17 protein-coding genes and 3 pseudogenes are annotated in these 18958 nt (G+C 42.9%); 10 read left to right on the forward strand and 10 right to left on the reverse strand.

Annotation, left to right across the window (positions count from 1 at the left end):
- Nucleotides 1-517 precede the first annotated feature (517 nt).
- The 3 genes from GNF10_RS25645 to GNF10_RS25655 are packed head-to-tail and all read left to right on the forward strand — an operon-like array spanning nucleotide 518 to nucleotide 1526.
- On the forward strand, nucleotides 518-769 hold the full coding sequence (locus GNF10_RS25645; RefSeq protein ID WP_260446154.1) for an AMP-binding protein: 252 nt from the start codon (nucleotides 518-520) through the stop codon (nucleotides 767-769).
- Between the two features lie 2 nt (nucleotides 770-771).
- Entirely contained in the window at nucleotides 772-1035 is a 264-nt protein-coding gene (locus GNF10_RS25650; RefSeq protein ID WP_185582238.1) for a hypothetical protein, read from the forward strand.
- Nucleotides 1023-1526 (forward strand): methyltransferase, encoded by a 504-nt coding sequence (locus GNF10_RS25655; RefSeq protein WP_311774211.1) that lies wholly within the window; start codon nucleotides 1023-1025, stop codon nucleotides 1524-1526. Before GNF10_RS25650 ends, GNF10_RS25655 begins: the two co-directional genes overlap by 13 nt.
- Nucleotides 1527-1809: 283 nt before the next feature.
- On the opposite strand, the gene GNF10_RS25660 is transcribed toward GNF10_RS25655, so the two are convergent.
- From GNF10_RS25660 to GNF10_RS25670, 3 genes and pseudogenes are all read right to left on the reverse strand, one after another.
- Nucleotides 1810-2298 carry a DUF4174 domain-containing protein gene (locus tag GNF10_RS25660; protein ID WP_185582237.1) on the reverse strand — a complete coding sequence of 163 codons (489 nt, stop codon included), beginning with the start codon at nucleotides 2296-2298 and terminating at the stop codon, nucleotides 1810-1812.
- An 89-nt stretch (nucleotides 2299-2387) separates the two neighbouring features.
- Nucleotides 2388-2750: a hypothetical protein gene (locus tag GNF10_RS25665; RefSeq protein WP_185582236.1), complete on the reverse strand. Its 363-nt coding sequence runs from the start codon at nucleotides 2748-2750 to the stop codon at nucleotides 2388-2390.
- 443 nt (nucleotides 2751-3193) lie between these two features.
- Nucleotides 3194-3771 (reverse strand): annotated as a pseudogene (locus tag GNF10_RS25670) (alpha/beta fold hydrolase).
- 408 nt (nucleotides 3772-4179) lie between these two features.
- Between GNF10_RS25670 and GNF10_RS25675 the strand changes: the two are divergent.
- The 5 genes and pseudogenes from GNF10_RS25675 to GNF10_RS25690 all read left to right on the forward strand — a co-directional run bounded on the left by GNF10_RS25675 (nucleotide 4180) and on the right by GNF10_RS25690 (nucleotide 6501).
- Nucleotides 4180-4635 (forward strand): cytochrome P450, encoded by a 456-nt coding sequence (locus GNF10_RS25675; protein WP_260446153.1) that lies wholly within the window; start codon nucleotides 4180-4182, stop codon nucleotides 4633-4635.
- A 131-nt stretch (nucleotides 4636-4766) separates the two neighbouring features.
- Nucleotides 4767-5711 carry a cytochrome P450 gene (locus GNF10_RS25680; protein WP_311774212.1) on the forward strand — a complete coding sequence of 315 codons (945 nt, stop codon included), beginning with the start codon at nucleotides 4767-4769 and terminating at the stop codon, nucleotides 5709-5711.
- 80 nt (nucleotides 5712-5791) lie between these two features.
- A pseudogene (locus tag GNF10_RS38020) lies at nucleotides 5792-5956 on the forward strand (transposase DNA-binding-containing protein); the annotation flags it as partial.
- A gap of 78 nt (nucleotides 5957-6034) precedes the next feature.
- Nucleotides 6035-6211: pseudogene (locus GNF10_RS38875) on the forward strand (IS4 family transposase); the annotation flags it as partial.
- Nucleotides 6202-6501 carry a hypothetical protein gene (locus GNF10_RS25690; protein WP_185582234.1) on the forward strand — a complete coding sequence of 100 codons (300 nt, stop codon included), beginning with the start codon at nucleotides 6202-6204 and terminating at the stop codon, nucleotides 6499-6501. The pseudogene GNF10_RS38875 and the gene GNF10_RS25690, both read left to right, overlap by 10 nt.
- Here the strand turns inward: GNF10_RS25690 and GNF10_RS25695 are convergent.
- From GNF10_RS25695 to GNF10_RS25710, 4 genes are all read right to left on the reverse strand, one after another.
- Complete coding sequence (locus GNF10_RS25695) at nucleotides 6478-6726, reverse strand: hypothetical protein (RefSeq protein ID WP_185592996.1); 249 nt, start codon at nucleotides 6724-6726, stop codon at nucleotides 6478-6480. The two genes, GNF10_RS25690 and GNF10_RS25695, sit on opposite strands and share 24 nt — an antisense overlap.
- A 192-nt stretch (nucleotides 6727-6918) precedes the next feature.
- Nucleotides 6919-7395 carry a hypothetical protein gene (locus tag GNF10_RS25700; RefSeq protein ID WP_185582232.1) on the reverse strand — a complete coding sequence of 159 codons (477 nt, stop codon included), beginning with the start codon at nucleotides 7393-7395 and terminating at the stop codon, nucleotides 6919-6921.
- A gap of 102 nt (nucleotides 7396-7497) precedes the next feature.
- On the reverse strand, nucleotides 7498-10668 hold the full coding sequence (locus tag GNF10_RS25705; protein WP_185582231.1) for an efflux RND transporter permease subunit: 3171 nt from the start codon (nucleotides 10666-10668) through the stop codon (nucleotides 7498-7500).
- 255 nt (nucleotides 10669-10923) lie between these two features.
- Nucleotides 10924-12381: an efflux RND transporter periplasmic adaptor subunit gene (locus tag GNF10_RS25710; protein ID WP_185582230.1), complete on the reverse strand. Its 1458-nt coding sequence runs from the start codon at nucleotides 12379-12381 to the stop codon at nucleotides 10924-10926.
- A 571-nt stretch (nucleotides 12382-12952) separates the two neighbouring features.
- Between GNF10_RS25710 and GNF10_RS25715 the strand changes: the two genes are divergently transcribed.
- Together GNF10_RS25715 and GNF10_RS25720 are read left to right on the forward strand one after the other, a co-directional pair.
- Complete coding sequence (locus GNF10_RS25715; RefSeq protein ID WP_012409034.1) at nucleotides 12953-13834, forward strand: Npun_R2479 family HD domain-containing metalloprotein; 882 nt, start codon at nucleotides 12953-12955, stop codon at nucleotides 13832-13834.
- 106 nt (nucleotides 13835-13940) lie between these two features.
- Nucleotides 13941-15056: an ABC transporter permease gene (locus GNF10_RS25720; RefSeq protein ID WP_185583502.1), complete on the forward strand. Its 1116-nt coding sequence runs from the start codon at nucleotides 13941-13943 to the stop codon at nucleotides 15054-15056.
- Nucleotides 15057-15103: 47 nt separating this feature from the next.
- On the opposite strand, the gene GNF10_RS25725 is transcribed toward GNF10_RS25720, so the two are convergent.
- The 3 genes from GNF10_RS25725 to GNF10_RS25735 all read right to left on the reverse strand — a co-directional run.
- Nucleotides 15104-15298, reverse strand: a complete 195-nt coding sequence (locus GNF10_RS25725; RefSeq protein WP_185583500.1) for a hypothetical protein — start codon at nucleotides 15296-15298, stop codon at nucleotides 15104-15106.
- On the reverse strand, nucleotides 15280-18024 hold the full coding sequence (locus tag GNF10_RS25730) for an ATP-binding protein (protein WP_185583498.1): 2745 nt from the start codon (nucleotides 18022-18024) through the stop codon (nucleotides 15280-15282). The genes GNF10_RS25725 and GNF10_RS25730 overlap by 19 nt, the downstream gene beginning before the upstream one ends.
- Nucleotides 18025-18160: 136 nt before the next feature.
- Nucleotides 18161-18958 (reverse strand): ATP-binding protein (locus GNF10_RS25735; protein WP_185607263.1); only part of this gene is annotated, 798 nt, incomplete at its 5' end.

An 18958-nucleotide genomic window follows, 5' to 3' on the forward strand; every position in this document is an offset into this window, starting at 1 on the left:
AGAGGGATATAACTATTGTATTAAATATTAAATCTATACGTAAGAGTTTATTAGCGATCGCTCTCCAAGTTGGATCATCTCACAAAATCGCATTGCTCCTCATCAAGATCGATGCCTTTGATCAATAAATTGCACTTGCGGGTATCTCGGCGGCTACCCAAATTCTTTTTCACAAATTATTGAGTATTAAGTAATTAAAACTTATATAAAAACAATAATAAATATAGATGAGTTATTAATTATCTTAAATGTCTTAACTGTCTAAAGTGTCCTTGCATCCTTATTAAAAATCGTGAATCTTAAAAAAGATTTAGAAATTTATGACCTCATACATTCAGGGAGATTTGCAGAATTTAAACAATAATAACCAGAACAATATCAACAACTAGCGAAGTAAAGTCTATACACAAGTTACAGCAACATCTGGAAAACTTCAGCAAGTCTTTGCTGGTTCTGCTTGCTGCAAAAAGGTATGAAAAGTTTTGTTCTATAAAGAGTTGCTCGAAAAAGAAGTTCTATGATTTTTTGCAGTCCATACCCTGACATTCTTATTCCTGAACAGCCGTTGACAGAATTTGTATTGCAACGAGCAATAGAGTTAGCAGACAAACCAGCCCTGATTGAAGGGCTAACTAACAGTATAATAACATATAAACAACTAGCAGATTACATTTATAAAGCTGCTATCGGCTTGGCGACGCGTGGCTTCTCCAAGGGTGATGTATTGGCTATTTATAGTCCTAACCTTCCTGAATATGCGATCGCTTAGGTTTGCAAAGCGATCGCACCGATTCCCTAAGTGGTTATGCTATCAAGTCTGGTCAAGCCTGGGAATGGCAACCTTGGGGACATCTACTTGAAAGTATCAAAACCGGCAAACCTGTATTCAAAAATATCTTCGGTATGGAGAGATTTGATTACCTAGCCACTGACCCTGATTCTTCAAAATATACACTCAAGCTACAAGTAGTATTTCTGGTGAACAAGATGCGGCGATCGCAGCTGGTTACGACTTCTCATCCATCCACAACTTAGTTGAGGTTGGAGATGGAAATGGTACTTTAATGACCTCGATTCTTAAAGCGAATTTGACAATGCAAGGGATTTTATTTGATTTACCCCATGTAGTTGCACAAGCCAAGCCTCTGATTGAAGACTTTGGACTGCAAGATCGTTGTCAACTAGTCGGCGGGAACTTCTTTGAGTCAGTACCCACTGGTGGTGATGCTTACTTGCTGCGGTATATTGTTCACGATTGGGATGATGAAAGAGCGATCGCCATCCTGAAAAATTGCTACCAAGCGATGCAGCCTCGCGGCAGATTGCTGTTAGTGGAAATGGTTATACTTCAAGGCAACGAACCATTCTTTGGCAAACTCCTCGACTTGCAGATGCTGGTGAATTATAGCGGCCGTGAACGAACTGAAGCTGAGTATCAAGTCCTATTAGAAACAGCAGGTTTCTCATTGACAAAAATTTATCCAGTAGCACCTCCAATCAGCATGATTGAGCCTATTCGTCTATGAAACGGAACAGGTAACGGGTAACAGACAACAAAAAAATTAAGTCTCCGTTCCCGCCACCAAGAGGCTTGGTAAATCATTTTTTAGCACAACACTCATAGTTGTAAGGTAAATAGAGGAATTTAGCCTTGCGTTGCTGGTGTCACTCGGTTTTTGTTTTCGCTCTTTTGTCTTGCAGTTTCTTCAATTCAGTCTGCGAGAGTTTAACAGAATTAGCGATGCCAAAGGCGGGTTACACCTACGCTTGACATTCACTAGCGTACAATTGTTCAGACGCAGCTTTAAATTACTTTCGCCTCGAATAGCCCATTTCTTGCTGGCGCATGGGCATAGCGTCAATTTGCTCAAAAATTGCTGCTGCTTTGACTGGTGTAGTGTCTTGGCTCTTAACACCACCATCTTTGCCTACCAAAATGACGCGAAAATTTTCTTTATCAACCCCAAAATAATTTCGCAAATTAGCAGCATAAGACTTATCTATTAACTGTCCATTGGCATAGCTTTTATCTGTTGCCAAAACCTGAACTAGAACTAAATCCCGGTCTGTAAAACCGTTTTGGTGCTGGTCAAATAACTGCATCTGTTGCTGATAGGTAGCGTTATCAACAGACGGTGCAAACACTAGTAGCACGCGGTTTTGCCATTTTTGGGAACTGAGGTTAAATGAAGACATTTTGATGGCATGGGTTGAACTAGGGACAGTACCAGCAATGCTGGCTGGCAATAGGACTATAGACGCGGTGAGAGCCAGGGCGATTAATACTGAGTTATTCACTTCGGGAGTTGAGATGAGGGTTCCATTATTTCAAGCTATCATCAGTTTTTCCACTCTGACTCTATCTGGTGATTGAATAAGTGTAATGCCTACCCGCAAGAAGCAATTTCCAGCCGAGTTTGTAAATCTACAATCAGATTCTCTCCATTTCGCCGCGCCTCCCATAAACCAGAGTAGCGAGAACCAATGCTCCACTTTCCTTGCATATAATCTTCGTTTTCTGAGACTGTACCTGTGTATGTAACTGTTGAAGGTGAAGTTATTAAATAAATCTTTATAAAGCTGATATTACGCCCAATTATCTCACCACTAACAGCCGCTTCTCCTAAATAGTTATCATCTAAAATAGAACCCTTGAAAACATTTCCATTTTGCACAAAAGTTGCTTCAAACCGATTTGGCATTCCATCTTGCCAGTAAGTTCCTAACCAATTACCATTTATGTCCGCCATAGGAGTTTACAGTAATTTTTGATTTTTTTATTTATATTACTATTTCGTATGGCGTTAACGTGCCATAAAAGATTGACTCAACTAATATCCAATCTTCCCAAATATAATTATTAGTGCTACAGGTATAAACTATACCCCTCAACTGGTATACTCTGTAGTTGCTAGATAGAATATTTGCCATTCAATGTAAGAAATATCCAAACCATTTCACTTTTTAACCAATTCAGCATTAAACAAGCAATTTGATACATGGAACCGTAAGGTTTCCATATCTGTCCTAAATCTTCTACAGTTTTTTATTAGGTAGTTCTGCTATACATAGATACGTTTTAGTAAATGCGATCGCTATCCTCGGAATTGTCGCCTACCTTTTAGCAGGAATAAGGGAATATCTGCTAGAAACGCTATTTCTAAGGCGTTTCTAGCGACAACGGCAATCGAGTTTAGGTCTGGAGGAATGCCAGTAGATCGGTGTTAAATTGCTCTTGATGCGTGCTGGACAATCCGTGTCCTGCGCCCGGATAGACCTTTAGAGTCGCTTCCTTGACAATCTGTGAGGAGAGAAGAGCTGAGTTAGCGATCGGCACAATTTGGTCGTCGTCACCGTGAACGATCAGCGTTGGCACGTCGAACTTCTTGAGGTCGTCGGTGAAGTCAGTTTCCGAGAATGCCTTGATGCAGTCGAGTGCGGATTTGTACCGTGGCGACCGATATAACGGGTGACTTCGCCGCCCGTCGAGTGACCGACCAGGACTACATCATTGAGATCCAGTGTCTCAATGAGCGTAGCGAGGTCGTCCGCGTAGGTATCCATATCATTGCCGTTCCAAGGTTGGCTTGAGCGCCCATGTCCACGCCGATCATGAGCGATCGCGCGATAGCCGTTATCTGCCATTAAAACCAGTTGCTCATCCCAAGCATCAGCATTGAGCGGCCAACCATGACTGAAAACTACGGGTTGTCCTGTGTCCCAGTCTTTGTAATATATCTGCGTGCCATCTTTAGTTGCGATCGTACTCATATTTGTGTCACCTTTTGATTTGTCTTAAACTCCAAAACCAGAGTGTTCAAAACTTTGACTTTACATGAACTCTACAACAGTAAGAGGGGACTACAAAAAAGATATTACCAGTCGTGTTTTAAGTTTATTGTTGTGTAGTGTGTATCTAGGTTCTGACAGATGATATCTTTTTTATTGGCTTGTGCCTAAGCAATCATAGAACTATTTGGTTTACTGACAAAGCGTATTTACAGCTATTTTCAGGTAAATAGACCATGCTGTAGGGGTAATTCATGAATTGCCCCTATGATAGATGTGCTTTAAATACATAAAAACTGCTATAAGCAAAAATCTCTCTATGTGATGAAGAATTGAATATTAATGGTGAACTAATGTTCTTGAATACACAAAAAAGAGAGGGTTCTTGCTATGGTTGCCGATGTATTCGAGTTACCAGCACCGTCGGTCAACTCTATTGTTGGACATTTATTTGAACTCGGACAAGACCCATTAGGATTTCTTACCCGTTGTCGTGACTATGGTGATATTGTTCCCTTACAGTTAGGGTTAACATCTAGTTGTTTAATAACGAATCCTGAATATATAGAAGAAGTTCTCAAAAATCGCAACGATTTTATTAAAAGCCGAGGCTTACGTGCCTTAAAAAGTTTACTAGGAGAAGGGTTATTAAGCGCAGAAGGAGAATCCTGGTTTTGGCAACGTCGTCTTGCCCAACCAGTATTCCACCAAAAACGGATTAATGGATATAGCCAAACAATGGTTGAGTACACCAACCGAATGGTTCAAACTTGGCACGATGGTGAAACTCATGACATTCATGAAGATATGATGCGCCTAATACCAATTTTTTATGAAGCTGCATAGAATTCGATCCCCCTAGCCCCCCTTATTAAGGGGGGAACCGGAAAAACATCTATCAAAGTCCCCCTTAAAAAGGGGGATTTAGGGGGATCAAGATATGTGCAACTTCACATTAAATTGGTATAACACTAGAAATAGTTATGAAGTGCATATTTAGCGCTGATATAGATGCAGGGGAAGCAAAAGTTGTTGCCAATGCCCTTGATGTGGCAATGCAATGGTTTGAAAGTAAGCGGCGGCAAAATTTTCTGGTATTGGAGTGGTTCCCAAGACCTGAAAACATTCGTTATCGTGATGCTATTACCCAAATGGATGAAGCTATTTATAAACTGATTCAAGAGCGTCGCAACAGTGAAGAAAAAACTAATGATTTGTTGACAATGCTAATGGAAGCGAAAGACGAACAAACTCTTCAACAGATGGATGATAAACTGCTACGGGATGAAGTCGCCACCTTAATGTTGGCAGGGCATGAAACGACTGCAAATACTTTATCCTGGACATGGATGCTCTTGGCACAAAACCCCGGAGTGCGTGAAAAATTAGAATCAGAGTTAAATCAAGTTCTGCAAGGGAAGTTACCAACTCTCGAAGACCTTGGGCAGTTGGTTTATACACAACAAATTATCAAAGAATCAATGCGGTTATATCCTCCAGTACCTCTCATGGGGCGGGAAGCGGCAGTAGATACTCAGATTGGTGATTACGAAATTCCTCAAGGCATGGCAATCATGATTAGCCAATGGGTAATGCACCGTCATCCAAAGTATTTTGAGAACCCTGAAGCTTTTCAACCAGAAAGATGGACACAGGAGTTTGAAAAGCAGCTACCTAAAGGAGTATATATACCCTTTGGGAATGGGCCAAGAATTTGTATTGGTAAAGGTTTTGCTCAGATGGAAGCGGCTTTGTTATTGGCAACTATCGCTCAACGCTTCCAAATAGATTTATTGCCAGGATATCCAATTGTACCGCAGCCTTCAATAACCTTACGCCCAGAAAACGGTCTGAAGGTGCAACTTAAGCAGATTCTGACTTTTCACGGGATGTGGAAAAGGGGATTGGTTCGCGATAGCTAATCGCGAACCAATCCTTTGGACTTAAGATGATTTGCGTCCTTTAATATAAGGTGCTTGTAGTGTTGTATTTTGGGGTGCAAATGAAACTATTAGAAGCGAATACGTACCACAATTGTGATTTTGGTGACAAACGTCTGACCAACAGAGCAGTGTTAATTGCGGAGGCTTTAAAAGTAAAATATGGTGAGCCTCTATCACAAATATTTGAAAGCGCTAGTGACCTAAAACGTAGTTACGAATTTTTTTCTAACCCCAAAACAACTTTTGATAAATTGACCCAACCATCTTTTAAACAAACTTCTAAGCAGATTTATGGTATACCAATAGTATTAGCTGTAGGTGATACAACTTATCTTGATTACAAAAAAATTTTAGAAAAAAGAGATGATTATGGGCCTACAGGCAATGGTGGAAATGGACTAATTTTACATACTTCTTTAGCACTAGACCCAGACTTTGGTCAGCCACTAGGACTATTATGGGAGAAATTGTGGCAACAATGTTAGGTTTTTTAACAGTGATTGCCGCACAATTACTACAAATGACTTATTTGCATCGGAATTCACCGCATAGTTCGGCAGAATTAGTGTTAACAAAAATACAAATGGATGTACTACTTGCTAAGGGTGAAACAGAAAAGGAAAAAGAGGGAGAGCTTGTTAGTGTGGCGGGGAGTTATGAGCATAAATCAGGGCAAGGCGGCAGATTACACGCGGCTATCGGTATAATACCAAGCTTGCAATTCCTAATTCCTGATTTAGAGCCTCTAATGCTTGTGGACGAGTATTAAAGGCTCATTAACGAAGCTCTGAGGTTCATCGACGAAGCTTTGAGGTTCATTGACGAAGCTTTGAGGTTCATTGACGAAGCTTTGAGGTTCATTGACGAAGCTTTGAGGTTCATCGGCGATGCTTTTAGGTTCATTGACGAAGCTTTGAGGTTCATTGACGAAGCTTTGAGGTTCATTGACGAAGCTTTGAGGTTCATCGATGATGCTTTGAGGTTCATTGACCAAAAGATACATCTCGTTTTTCAAATCAGGAGACTCTCAATATGATTCGGTTAAGGTGCATAGTCATTGGAGATCCCCCCTAACCCCCCTTAAAAAAGGGGGGAACCGGAGTCGAAATCAAAGTCCCCCTTCTTAAGGGGGATTTAGGGGGATCTCAAAGTATTGGCTACATCACTAAAAGCTTTTTAAAAGCCTTTAAGAATCGACAGCAGCTTTCGCAGGTTTACTTTTAATAGCTTTAAACCGTTCGCCTAACTGTTCAGCAATAGTTTTTAACCCTGGAGTTTTCTTGGCAGCAGTCTTGACGTAATCATAAACTGTCAAACTACTACCCATTGCCTCGCTACCAACAGCCATTAGGGTATCATCTACCTGTTCTGTAAGTTGTCGCAGTCCAATCAAAACTTCGGTGAGGTTAGCAGCTAGTTGATAATCCCGCACAAATTCTTCTAAATCAAAGCTGGCTGGTAAAATATCTCGGTTAGATTGGGCAGCAATCAGGCTATTGTTGACAAAAGCTAGTCTTTTATCACCCATTTTAAATAAGTTGCGTCGTTCTTCTGCACTCAGGGTAACGAGAAAAGGCATCTTTGCTTGGATAGTCGCAAAGGCTGCTTTAATTTCTTGGATATCTGCTGGGGTAAGGGAGGCGGTAATGTTTTGGTAAGGCATTGGTTATTTACTGTGGTAAATCTGTTTGTTATGATTCCCATTGGTAAATGCGATCGCACAATATTTAAGAAGACGCGATAAATCGCGTCTTTATTATTTTTATTAACGCGATGGTTTCTTACCAAAGCCATAGCGCAATCTATCCATAATCCAAGTTTGGAAGTTGTCAATGTAGCTAAATATCACTGGCACTACCACCAGTGTCAACAGAGTGGAAGTTGTGAAACCGCCCATAATGGCAATTCCCATTGGTTGCCGAACTTCAGAACCCGCGCCAATTCCTAACGCTAGGGGCAGAATACCGGCGATGGTTGCCAGAGAAGTCATTAAAATTGGACGCAGACGTGACACGCCAGCTTCTACGAGTGCCTGACGCTGAGTTTTGCCTTCCTGCATGTTGATGATTGTATAGTCCACCAACAAAATCGAGTTTTTGGTGACAATCCCCAACAGCAACACGATACCAATCAAGGCATATATCCCTAATGGTTTTTGAGCAACCATCAAGGCTACCAGTGCGCCGCCTAAAGAAAATGGCAAGGCCGCCATAATCGATAATGGATGAAGAAAGTTGTTATACAGCAACACCAGAATCGCATAGATACACATTAATGCCAGCCCCAACGCGCCACCAAAACGCCCAAAAATCTCTTGCATAATTTTGGCGCTACCGGAGGGTTGTTGTACTACCCCTGGCGGTAAGTTTTGCATTACAGGTAGTTTGTTGATTGTTTCTACAGCCTCTCCCAAAGAAATCCCTTGCAAATTGGCTTCTACGGCAACTTGACGGGCGCGATCGTAACGGTTGATGGTTGCAGGGCCACTACCAAAACGGATATCTGCAACAGCCACCAGGGGAATCAATTTGCCATTTTGATTGGGGACTTGGAGATTTGTGATTGTGTTAATGTCAGCCCGGACTTTCGGATCGATTTGCACGCGAATCGGAATTTGCCGATCGCTTAAATTAAATTTTGCCAAGTTGGCCTCATTATCGCCGATGGTGGCAAGAGAAGCTGTCCGAGCGATCGCTTGTACTGTCACTCCCAAATCTGCTGCCCGTTGTGGGTTAGGAATTACTAAAATCTCTGGTTTAACCAAACTCGCAGTTGAAGACACTTCTACCAATCCTGCTAGCGATCGCATCTGCTTTTCTAGGGCATCAGCCGCTTGATTCAATGCTTCGGGATTTTCACTTCTGAGAACAATTGATAAACCTTTCCGACTGTCGCCTGGTGACTGACTTTGAAAACTAATTCTAGCTCCTGGTATTTGCTCAAAGGCAGGGCGTACTTGTTCCTCAAACTGTTTTTGAGAAATATTTCGTTCTTCTCTAGGTTTGAGATTAATTGCCAGGTTTGCAGAATTGATCTCTTCGGTTGCTAGTACACGTTCAACTACTGGGTTTTGCCGGATGATATCAGTCGCTTGTGTGACTACCTTGTTAACGTCTTCTAATGTCGAACCAGGAGGTAATTCTATAGATACGTTAGAAATCCCAAAGTCGCCATCATCAACGAAACCCTTGGGAATTAAAGGAACCAGCATCACACTAGCAAGAAAGAAAGCTAAAGCGATCGCTATTGTGGTCAATCTATGGCGTAACGCCCATTGTAGTAACGATCTATAAGGTTGAAACCCCCGACGATTTTCAGTTCTGAGTGTTCTGTTTCCCTGCTTTCTACTTGGGAGTGCAAACTTGAAATTAAACAATCTTATTACTCCCCCTGCTCCCCTGCTCCCCTGCTTACTGAGCGCAGTCGAAGTATGCTCCCCTACCTCTCTACTCACCTCTTCCTTTAAAAGATACGCCCCCATCATCGGCGTAACCATCCGCGCAACAAGAGTTGAGAAGATTGTGGAAACGGCAACGGTAACACCAAATGGTTGGAAAAATTGCCCCGGAATCCCACCCATAAAAGCAACGGGCATAAACACGGCAATAATGGTTGCTGAACTGGCGATTACCGCTAATCCTACTTCGTCGGCAGATTCAAAAGCAGCATCCCAAGCTGATTTGCCCATAGCGATATGCCGTTCCATGTTTTCAATTTCCACAACGGCATCATCTACCAAGTTGCCCACCGCCAGCGCTAATGCCAACAAAGTCATGTTGTTGAGGGTGTAACCAAGGGCTTGCTGCACTGCAAAGGTGGGAATTATTGACAAGGGTAAGGCAACAGCCGTAATTAATGTTGCTCGCCAGTCCCGCAAAAATACTAGAATAACGATGACAGCCAGCACGGAAGCTTGAATTAATTCATCAATAGTGCTTTGGTATGATTGGCGAACAACATCGGCTCTAGTAAAAATTAAATCTAGCTTGACATCTGCGGGAAGTGTTTTTTCTAGTTCTTTGACTGCTGCTTTAATTCCTTGTTCTACTGTCACCAGAACGCTGCCAGTACTACGCAGCACTTGGAAAGCTACCACAGGTTGATTATTTAAGGTGGCGGCTTGGCGCACGTCACCAAATTTATCTTCAATAGTTCCCAAACTGGATAATGGTACAGAACCGCCTTGTGGTAAGAGGATTTCGTAAGTTTTCAAAATATCCACACTGGCGGCACTTCCTAATGTACGGATACTTTGTTCGCTACCGCCGACTTCGGCGCGTCCGCCAGGTAAGTTAATGTTTAAATCGCGGATTTGGTCGTTTACCTGAGTGGCGGTGATACCCAGAGATTGTAAGCGGCTGGGACTCAGGTTAATGCGAATTTCTCGGTCAACTCCACCCACACGTTGAATTTGGGCGACACCACGAACTCCCAATAAGGCGCGGCTAATGGTTTGATCGACAATATTGCTTAATTCTTCTACAGAACGCTTATCTGATTTAACCGCGTAAGTAATCACCGGGCCGCCGGCAAAGTCTAGACGTTCCACAATGGGATCGTTGATCTCTTGGGGTAAATCTTGGCGAATTTGAGCGATCGCATTGCGGACATCATTGGTGGCGCGATCGCTATCTGTACCCAAAACAAAATTGATTGTCGTATTAGAATTTCCATCGCTGACGGTGGAAATCATAAAATCGATATTGCCCAACCCCGCAACAGCATCTTCAATTTTTTTCGTCACTTGGGATTCTAGTTCGGCTGGGCCTGCACCTGGTTGAGTGACTTTGATCGAAACTGTTGGGACATCAATATTAGGGTTAGTATCAATCCCCAAGGATAAAAAGGAGAACCAACCCACAACCGTCAAAATTAAAAATAAAACTATCGTAGGAACAGGTTTTTTAATCGACCAAGCTGAGATATTAAAAGACATGAGAAAATTTTAGATTTTAGATTTTAGATTTTAGATTTTGGATTTGTCATTGGTCATTTGTCATTGGTTATTTTTCCCATTCCCCATTCCCTGTTTACGCCGTGTGCAACTTTCTCTCAGACCTAACCCCCAACCCCTTCCCTACAAGGGAAGGGGAGCAATAATCAAAGCCTCTCTCCGTTTCGGGGAGAGGTTTGGAGAGGGGTTTTAAGAATAAGTCGCACATCGCGTCTATTCCCCATTCCCCATTTCCTTTTACTTTGCAACTCGAACCTTATCACCATCTTTGAGATATCCTGCACCATCAACTACGATGCGATCGCCTAACTGCAAACCACTCTTGATTTCTACTTTGTCGCCGTTTGTAGGATTTTCTAAGTCTATTTTCTGGCTGCGAACTATATCTCCACTTGATAAGGTGAATACAATTACACTTCCATCTGCTTGAGATTGGACTGCTTTTTGTGGCACTACCATCGCCATACCTGAGTTAGTAGTAATTGCAGCATTTGCAAACATTCCTGGTTTAAGTAAAGTTGTTGGCGGTAAATCAATTTTGACTGTAGCCTCTCGCCTTTGATCGTTCACCTGTGGTTGGATCTCTCTGACTCGTCCTTGCGATCGCACGCGCTGATCGACATCGGAAGTAATTTGCACAGATGCGCCAATTTTCACCTGATTTAATTGAATTTCAGGAACCTTCGCCTGAAGTTCTAACTTTTCATCTCGGATAATCGAAAATAGCTTTTGTGTGCCACCAATCACAGTTCCCACCTGCGTTTGCGGCGGCACACCAGTTACATCACCGACTCTGGCCAATTTCTCCGCGATGACTCCAGAAACCGGCGCACGCACCACGGTTTGTTCCAACTGAGTTTGTAGTTGTTGCACTCTAGCGGCACTGCTGCGGACATCAGCTTTGGCTTTGTTGATAATAGCTTGAGCGTTACTAATATTAGCCTGGGCGCTGCCGATATTGGCCTGGGCACTACGCAGATTTTCTTGGGATAGATTCACAACTTGTATGGCAGTTTTTACAGCGTAGGAACGAGTATCAAGTTCTTGCTTACTAATGGTTCCAGAATCAGCTAGTTGTTGATAGCGCTGATAATTTTTGGCGGCTTCTTCTAGCTTTGCCTTTGCTTGAGCTAAATCTGCTTGTTTTTGCTGGACTATGGCTTTATTTGATGCCAAATCTGCCTGCTTGGATGCTAAATCTGCCTGCTTGGATTCTACATCGGCTTGTTTTGATTCTACATCTGCCTTTGCTTGGCTAATTTGGCTTTGCAGTATGGAACCATCCAACACCGCCAAAACTTGACCTTTTTTGATAAAAACCCCTTCTTTCACATCTTCAGGGATGCTTTTGATTTGTAAGCCATTTGTCTGTGGTAACACCGGAATTAAATCACGTGCTGCAACAGTTCCAGTAGTTTTAAGAGTACGCACAACACGGGCGGCCTCTACTGTGGCGATGGTAACTGTCATTGATGGGTTAATTTTTTTATCCGCTACCGCGCTTTGTTGACGGGATGGAAGATGACTTAATACACTCATTCCACCAAAGGCGATCGCAATTCCTAAACCAGCACCCAAAAATAATGGCTTCAACCATGCCCTAGTTGGTTTTTGCTCTGATTTGCTCAAAAAGTTAGCATCCTCAGAGGTTATAGCTTCTTTCACCTCGATTTCTGAAACACTTTCATCGCTCACAGTCCGACCTCCACTTTCTGTCTACGCATACCAATCTTGGTATTTTCTTAAGAAAACTTGAAATTTATTTACTTCCCATCAACTATGACGCATTTCATAGTAAATGTCTTTTATTTGCAACCGTATATAATAGAACTTCTTTGCTAAGAAAAATTACTGTTATCAAATACTTGAAGCCTTTCTGTAGATTATGATACAAGAAATTATTTCATCTCATCTAGCTACTCTAAATCACACAATATATCCATTTAGATCACCGTCAACCAATGCTTATATATGAAAAACTGATAAAGCTAATCTAGAATTATTTAATTAAAATCTGAACTGCCAATGTATTTTATTAAACCAGCAAAAGCTTTTATCTACGCAAATCATAATTCTTTTAAAGCCTTTGTCTTGTCAGGAAGTCGTACATCCAGGGATAGTTCAAGCTAGCGTCTACAGCTACACGTGAGTTACAAATGAGCAAACTCCATTACCCTAAATTCCAGCCAGGGCGATCCTGATAGTGGAATTTTGAAATCAATCAATCAAATCAATAAATAATTGATATTTACCAGAGTCACCAGATATGTTCAATGCCACTGAAATTTTAATTGATGCCTTTGTAAATGAAATTCGAGAAGGCTACCGTCGCACTTATGGCTGCTTCAAAAATGATTATCAGGACATTATCGCCTGGGCTGGTAACATGGCTTTGGAAAACATTGCCAATAGCGATGCCCTTTATCACAACGTTGAACACACAGTTCTTGTCACCCTTGTGGGGCAAGAAATCTTACGTGGCAAACACATCAGAGAAGGCGGTGTTTCCAGTGAAGACTGGTTGCATTGTATTATTTCCTTAGTGAGCCATGATATTGGCTACGTTAAGGGAGTTTGCCGACTAGACCAAGAAGCAGTAGGCTTATATTCCACAGGTAAAAATGGCAAAATGGTTTCTGTAGCTCCTGGCGCTTCTGATGCCAGTCTCACGCCATATCATGTTGATAGAGCCAAGCTTTTTATTGATGAGCGTTTTGGAGGTCACAAGTTAATAGATGCTGAGGCAATTAAGAGCAATATTGAACTAACACGATTTCCCGTGCCTGCGGCAGAAGATCATCAAGATACAAAGTGCTTTGCCGGGTTAGTCCGGGCTGCTGATTTGATTGGTCAACTAAGCGACCCACGTTATCTGAAAAAAATTACTTCTTTATTTTACGAGTTTGAAGAAACTGGTGTAAATAAAGTTTTGGGCTATAAAACCCCTGCCGATTTACGGAATAACTACGCTAAGTTTTACTGGAATGGTGTCTATCCCTATATCCAAGAGGGGCTGCATTACCTATCATTGACACAACAGGGCAAACAAATTCTCGCTAATCTCTACTCAAACGTGTTTGTTGTAGAACACGAAAAACAACAGCAAGAACAGCAGAAGTATTTAGAGAAGTTAGGAGTGGGGAGTTGAGAGTTAGGAGTTAAGAGTTAGGAGTTAATAATTATTAATCATGAGTTATGAATTAAGATAAAACTTTAATAACTCATAAACTCATAACTTATTACTCCTAACTACTATGGATTGGTGGCGACGACTAAAGAAAAATCCTTTGGCACAATTTGGGGCAATTTTGCTGTTAATTTTCTACATAGCAGTAATTGCAGCAGATTTCGTGGCTCCTTATGACCCTTATGCCTCACAGCCTAATGGTTCACTGCTGCCACCAACTAAGATACACTGGGTTTCTCAATCAGGACAGTTTATCGGGCCCCATGTTTATCCCACAACTCAGGGAGACACAAATTTAGAAACAGGCGATCGCCAACTCATTGTAGACTTCAAAAAGCCATCACCTGTGCGTCTATTTGTTTCCGGGCCAGAATACCGATTGTTGCAGATGAGTTTGCCACTACCCCCCAAGTGGGATGAAGTCACAATCTTTCCTGGTATTCCCTTAAATTGGCATTTATTTGGCACAACAACTGACGCAAAAGTCAATATCTTAGGTACTGATGACCAAAGCCGCGACCAATTTAGTCGCCTCTTACATGGCGGTCGCATCAGTCTGTTTATCGGGATTTTTGGCATTATCATTACCTATCCCCTTGGTTTGCTCATCGGTGGAATTTCGGGCTATTTCGGCGGTGTGACTGATAGCGTTATTATGCGCTTGGCAGAAGTGCTAATGACTTTCCCTAGTATTTATCTTTTGGTGACTTTGGGAGCAGTCTTACCACCTGGTTTAAGCAGTACCCAGCGCTTTTTGCTGATTGTGGTAATTACTTCGGTTATTAGCTGGGCTGGTTTAGCACGGGTTATTCGGGGACAGGTACTATCAATTAAAGAGCGAGAATTTGTCCAAGCATCACGCGCGATGGGCGCAAACCCACTTTATATAATCCTCCGCCACGTCTTGCCGCAAACGGCTAGTTATGTAGTTATCTCCGCTACTCTTGCAATTCCCAGCTTTATTGGTGCAGAAGCAATACTAAGTCTCATCGGCTTGGGAATTCAACAACCAGACCCCTCTTGGGGCAATATGCTTTCTCTGGCTAGCAATGCTTCCATTTTGGTACTGCAACCTTGGTTAATTTGGCCGCCGGCTGTGCTGATTATTCTCACAGTGTTAGCATTCAACTTACTCGGTGATGGGCTGAGAGATGCACTCGACCCTCGGAGTTTAAGAAGATAAGCCCTCAATAATAGTAAATGCTGTCACTGAAATAACAAATGGAGTCGCTAAAGTAACAAATGCGATCGCTGAAGTAGCAAATGCGAACTCCGAATTAGCAAATGCGATCGCCGAAGTAACAAATGCGAATCCCGAAGTAGCAAATGCGATCGCTGAAATAGCAAATGCGAACCCCGAAGTAACAAATGCGATCGCTGAAATAGCAAATGCGATCGCTTGTACTCTACTGCTGCAAAACCCAACGGCGAAAAAGTTCTACCATAATCCGCCAGTTTCCTTGAGTTTCCTCAACTACATCATGACGGTTCAGAGTATTCAGCGCTTCCTGTAAAGTAGCATCATTCATACCTGTAGACTGAGCTAAGGCATCCAGACTTAGCCCTTCTGGGTGAGGTGCAAGCACTTGTAGAATTGCTTGTTGACCCTCAGCACCCCGCGCCGCCTGACCCCAAACCCCATCAAAGTAGTAGCGTCCCCGCTTGAAAAACTCAGAGTCATTGATAACTGCTTCCACATCTTCTACAGTGAAAACTGGGTCACGCGATCGCCCTTGCTCAAAAACAAAGTCATTGTAGCCGCGCACTAGCTGAAAACCCAGCAGTTGCACTAAATATGGTTGGCCGTGTGTCAAAGCATAAATTTCATCTAAAGCTTCGGGGATGTAGTCGAGGAGGAAGTCTTCATTATCTGGGTTAGCGAGAATTTGGCGAGTAGCTGCACGTTCTTGAAAGCCAACATGAATAGGAATAACACTGGCAAAGAAGGGTTGAAAATAATCTGCTGTCATCTCTTCTAAAGTGTGTAAACCAGCAAAAGCAAAGGCGATTTTAGAACTCATTTGCACCAAACCGCGCAGAAAACCCATAAAGTCGATAGGAATTTTGTTCGCTTCAATTAAATCTTCAATTTTCTCGAATTCGTCTAAGGCGATAATTAACCCACCATCTAGCTGTGTTTCAACCTGTTTTAAATAGCGTTCAAAAGTCCGGTAGGGAAGATTTAGTAAATCAGTGTCAGTCGGTGCTGGAAGTTTTACAGTTTGAGAAATTTCATCACAAATTGCCATTAGTACTTCACCCACACCTTGGGGGCTATCTCCCAAACGTAGCAAGTTGACATAAGCTAGCTGTATTTGTGAGCCTAAACAGTTAGCAGCGTTAAGCAGAATAGAGGTTTTACCCATCCGCCTGTGACCATACAGAACTACAGACTGGAGTTGATTACTCATTATCCAGAGTTCTTCTAACTGTCTGATGATATCTTCTCGCCCAACAAAGAGATGACCTTGAACGGGGTCGCCTACAACATAGGGATTAATCACAGGCTTGGTGATGGAAATCTCTCCCACTTCACCAGTGATTTGTAAAAGGCTTTTTTTCCAAGTTTCAGCGATATCTATGATTAATCCTTGCTCTGCTTGTGGCAAGGTGTCGGCTTGATTTAGGATTTTTGTCAGTTCGCCTAATGCTCGATTGAGAGCTAAAGACCTGGCTGAACGTGAGACACTGCGATTAACAAACTGGACATCTTCAACAACTCGATGCAGATTAGCTAGGACTTTCCAGGCAACTGGACATAAAAGCGGTTCCTGTGGAAAAGGAGGAACTTGGATAGCAGCAATAGAGACTGGGTTTTCAGCTTTCTGAAACGCTGTTAAAGTTTGGGCAAGGATAAACATTTCCTGACCGTAAAGTAGAGAACGCACTACAGCAAAAGCCTCTATTGCACTGGCTGATTCTTTTTCATGCAAATGCCAGAAACCAGCAGCAGCAGCACGGGCAGGAGTATTTAAACGAGTGTCTGTGTTAAGGCGAGCCTGTAAACCTTCTCGCCAAGAACGAGGAAAGAAAAAGTAGAAGGGCAACAAATTTCTGATAAACCTTGACTTTAGGGTTTCATCTAGAGAAGCTGAAGCAAAACGTACTATATTCCAATCAAAAGGATTTGTCGCCAGTCGAGAGACAGTCCAAATAAGTTGCTCTGAGGGGATTTTGGCAAGTACTCTATTGATTGCTTGGACAACAGGAATGAATTGTAGAGTATATGCCAGCAGTTCATTAGTATTATGTAAACCTGTTTCCCAATCATTTTGCAACCAATTTTCCAAGCGCCAGACAAGATTAGGGAGGGGAAGCGGAGTGATGCGGGGAAGTAGCCAACTACCGTTTTGGATGATTCGCAAGTTTAAAGGTGAGCCAATAAACCAGGTTAGTGGACCCAGTACCCCCACGCCTAACGCCATGCGTCCCGCCACGCCTAACGCCATGCGTAACGCCTCCGGGGACACCACGTTTCCCGCCACAGCCACGCCTCCCGCCACGCCGAACATCACGCCGAACATCACGCCAAACATCACGCCTCCCACCATGTCGAACGATATGTCGAACGCCATCTCGAACGCCACACCTAACGCCAAACCTAACGCCACACCTAACGCCAAACCTAACGCCACACCTAACGCCAAACCTAACACCACGCCGAACGCCACGCTGAACACTACGCCGAACGCCACGCCGAACACCACGCCGAACACCACGCCGAACACCACGCCGAACACCACGCCGAACGCCACGCCGAACGCCACACCTAACGCCACGCCGAACACCACGCCGAACGCCACGCCGAACGCCACACCGAACGCCACACCGAACGCCACGCCTAACCAGTTAATGGGAACATTTGCAGTCTGAAAAATTAAACCTATAGCTACAGGTGTAATTACTGTTAAAACTAATCCTTGAAAAAGTAACTGACGTTGGATAGCATTTTGACGCAATAATTCCCATCCCTTCCGCCAATTCATTTCCCCTTCTGGAATATACCCACCCCCGAATCTGTCCACATACCACCGTAAAGCTTGCGGAAAGAAAAACACCCAATACAAAAGGCGCAGATAATCTAAGGGGTTCCACAGCGAGAGGGGACGCTTCAACTTGGGCGCTAAGTCTAGACGGGGTACAGGGGTCATTATTCAACCTCCATCTTCGCCCGTGAAGAACCTAACCCCCCAGCCCCCTTCCCTATGAGGGAAGGGGGAGTAGGAGTAATCTTGCTCCCCTCCCCTCGCAGGGGAGGGGTTGGGGGAGAGGTCAAAGCGGTGTCATTCATTGCAAACTCTCCACATACCGCGAATAAGTTTGATAACACAATTGCATGAGTTTACGGGGATGTCCGCCACTTTCTTGGATGAGTTGAATGATTTCTTCTGCAGTAAAACTCACAGAAGTTCTAGCCAAACGGTTGGTAATAAAAGCACGCATAGTAGCTGCATCCCAAGGATGAATGTGTTCCTCTTGGCAAATACCTGCCAACGGAGAAGTATTACCTTGCTCCTGACTATCCTTAAAAAGGTTGTTCAGGGGTTCGGTGGCAGCTAAAATCAGCTTCAACGGAGCATTACTTCCTTCGGCTAAACCGCGCAAATAATCCCTTATGTTGCGAGTAAAACCTTCGCTTGTAAGTTTTCCTACATTGTCTATAGCCAGTAGTATTTTACAACTTCGCAAATTGCGGGTTAACTGATAGTCTTTACTGTCAGGTATACCAATCTCGTGGCACAATTCACTATAAAATTGGCTTTCATTATGAAGTAAATTCAGGTCTAAGAAAACTGGCTGACGTTCAGTTTTGAGAAAATTTTTAGCCTGTTGGTTAATCATCCATAGCAGCGAAGATTTGCCTATTCCCTCTTCCCCAATTAAAACGATACTACTACCGCTATTCAGTACCTCAAATACTCGCCGGATTTCGCGCTCTCGGTCAAAGAATAGATAATTTTCATCTACTTTGGCAGTAAGTGGAATGAAGGGATTTTGATTTAGCTCAGATACAGTATTATTAGGTAAATCTGGATAAATAGTATAATCTGGTTCTGGTGCAGTGATATAAGATAGTTTTTTAAT

This window comes from Nostoc sp. UCD121, assembly GCF_014222285.1.
Lineage (GTDB): Bacteria > Cyanobacteriota > Cyanobacteriia > Cyanobacteriales > Nostocaceae > Nostoc.

What these genes read in the sequence shown, in the direction of transcription:
- GNF10_RS25645 (WP_260446154.1), top strand. Translation starts at nt 518, where the DNA reads ATGATTTTTTGCAGTCCATACCCTGACATTCTTATTCCTGAACAGCCG.
- GNF10_RS25665 (WP_185582236.1), bottom strand. Translation starts at nt 2,750, where the DNA reads ATGGCGGACATAAATGGTAATTGGTTAGGAACTTACTGGCAAGATGGA.
- GNF10_RS25675 (WP_260446153.1), top strand. Translation starts at nt 4,180, where the DNA reads ATGGTTGCCGATGTATTCGAGTTACCAGCACCGTCGGTCAACTCTATT.
- GNF10_RS25700 (WP_185582232.1), bottom strand. Translation starts at nt 7,395, where the DNA reads ATGCCTTACCAAAACATTACCGCCTCCCTTACCCCAGCAGATATCCAA.
- GNF10_RS25705 (WP_185582231.1), bottom strand. Translation starts at nt 10,668, where the DNA reads ATGTCTTTTAATATCTCAGCTTGGTCGATTAAAAAACCTGTTCCTACG.
- GNF10_RS25715 (WP_012409034.1), top strand. Translation starts at nt 12,953, where the DNA reads ATGTTCAATGCCACTGAAATTTTAATTGATGCCTTTGTAAATGAAATT.
- GNF10_RS25720 (WP_185583502.1), top strand. Translation starts at nt 13,941, where the DNA reads ATGGATTGGTGGCGACGACTAAAGAAAAATCCTTTGGCACAATTTGGG.
- GNF10_RS25730 (WP_185583498.1), bottom strand. Translation starts at nt 18,024, where the DNA reads ATGACCCCTGTACCCCGTCTAGACTTAGCGCCCAAGTTGAAGCGTCCC.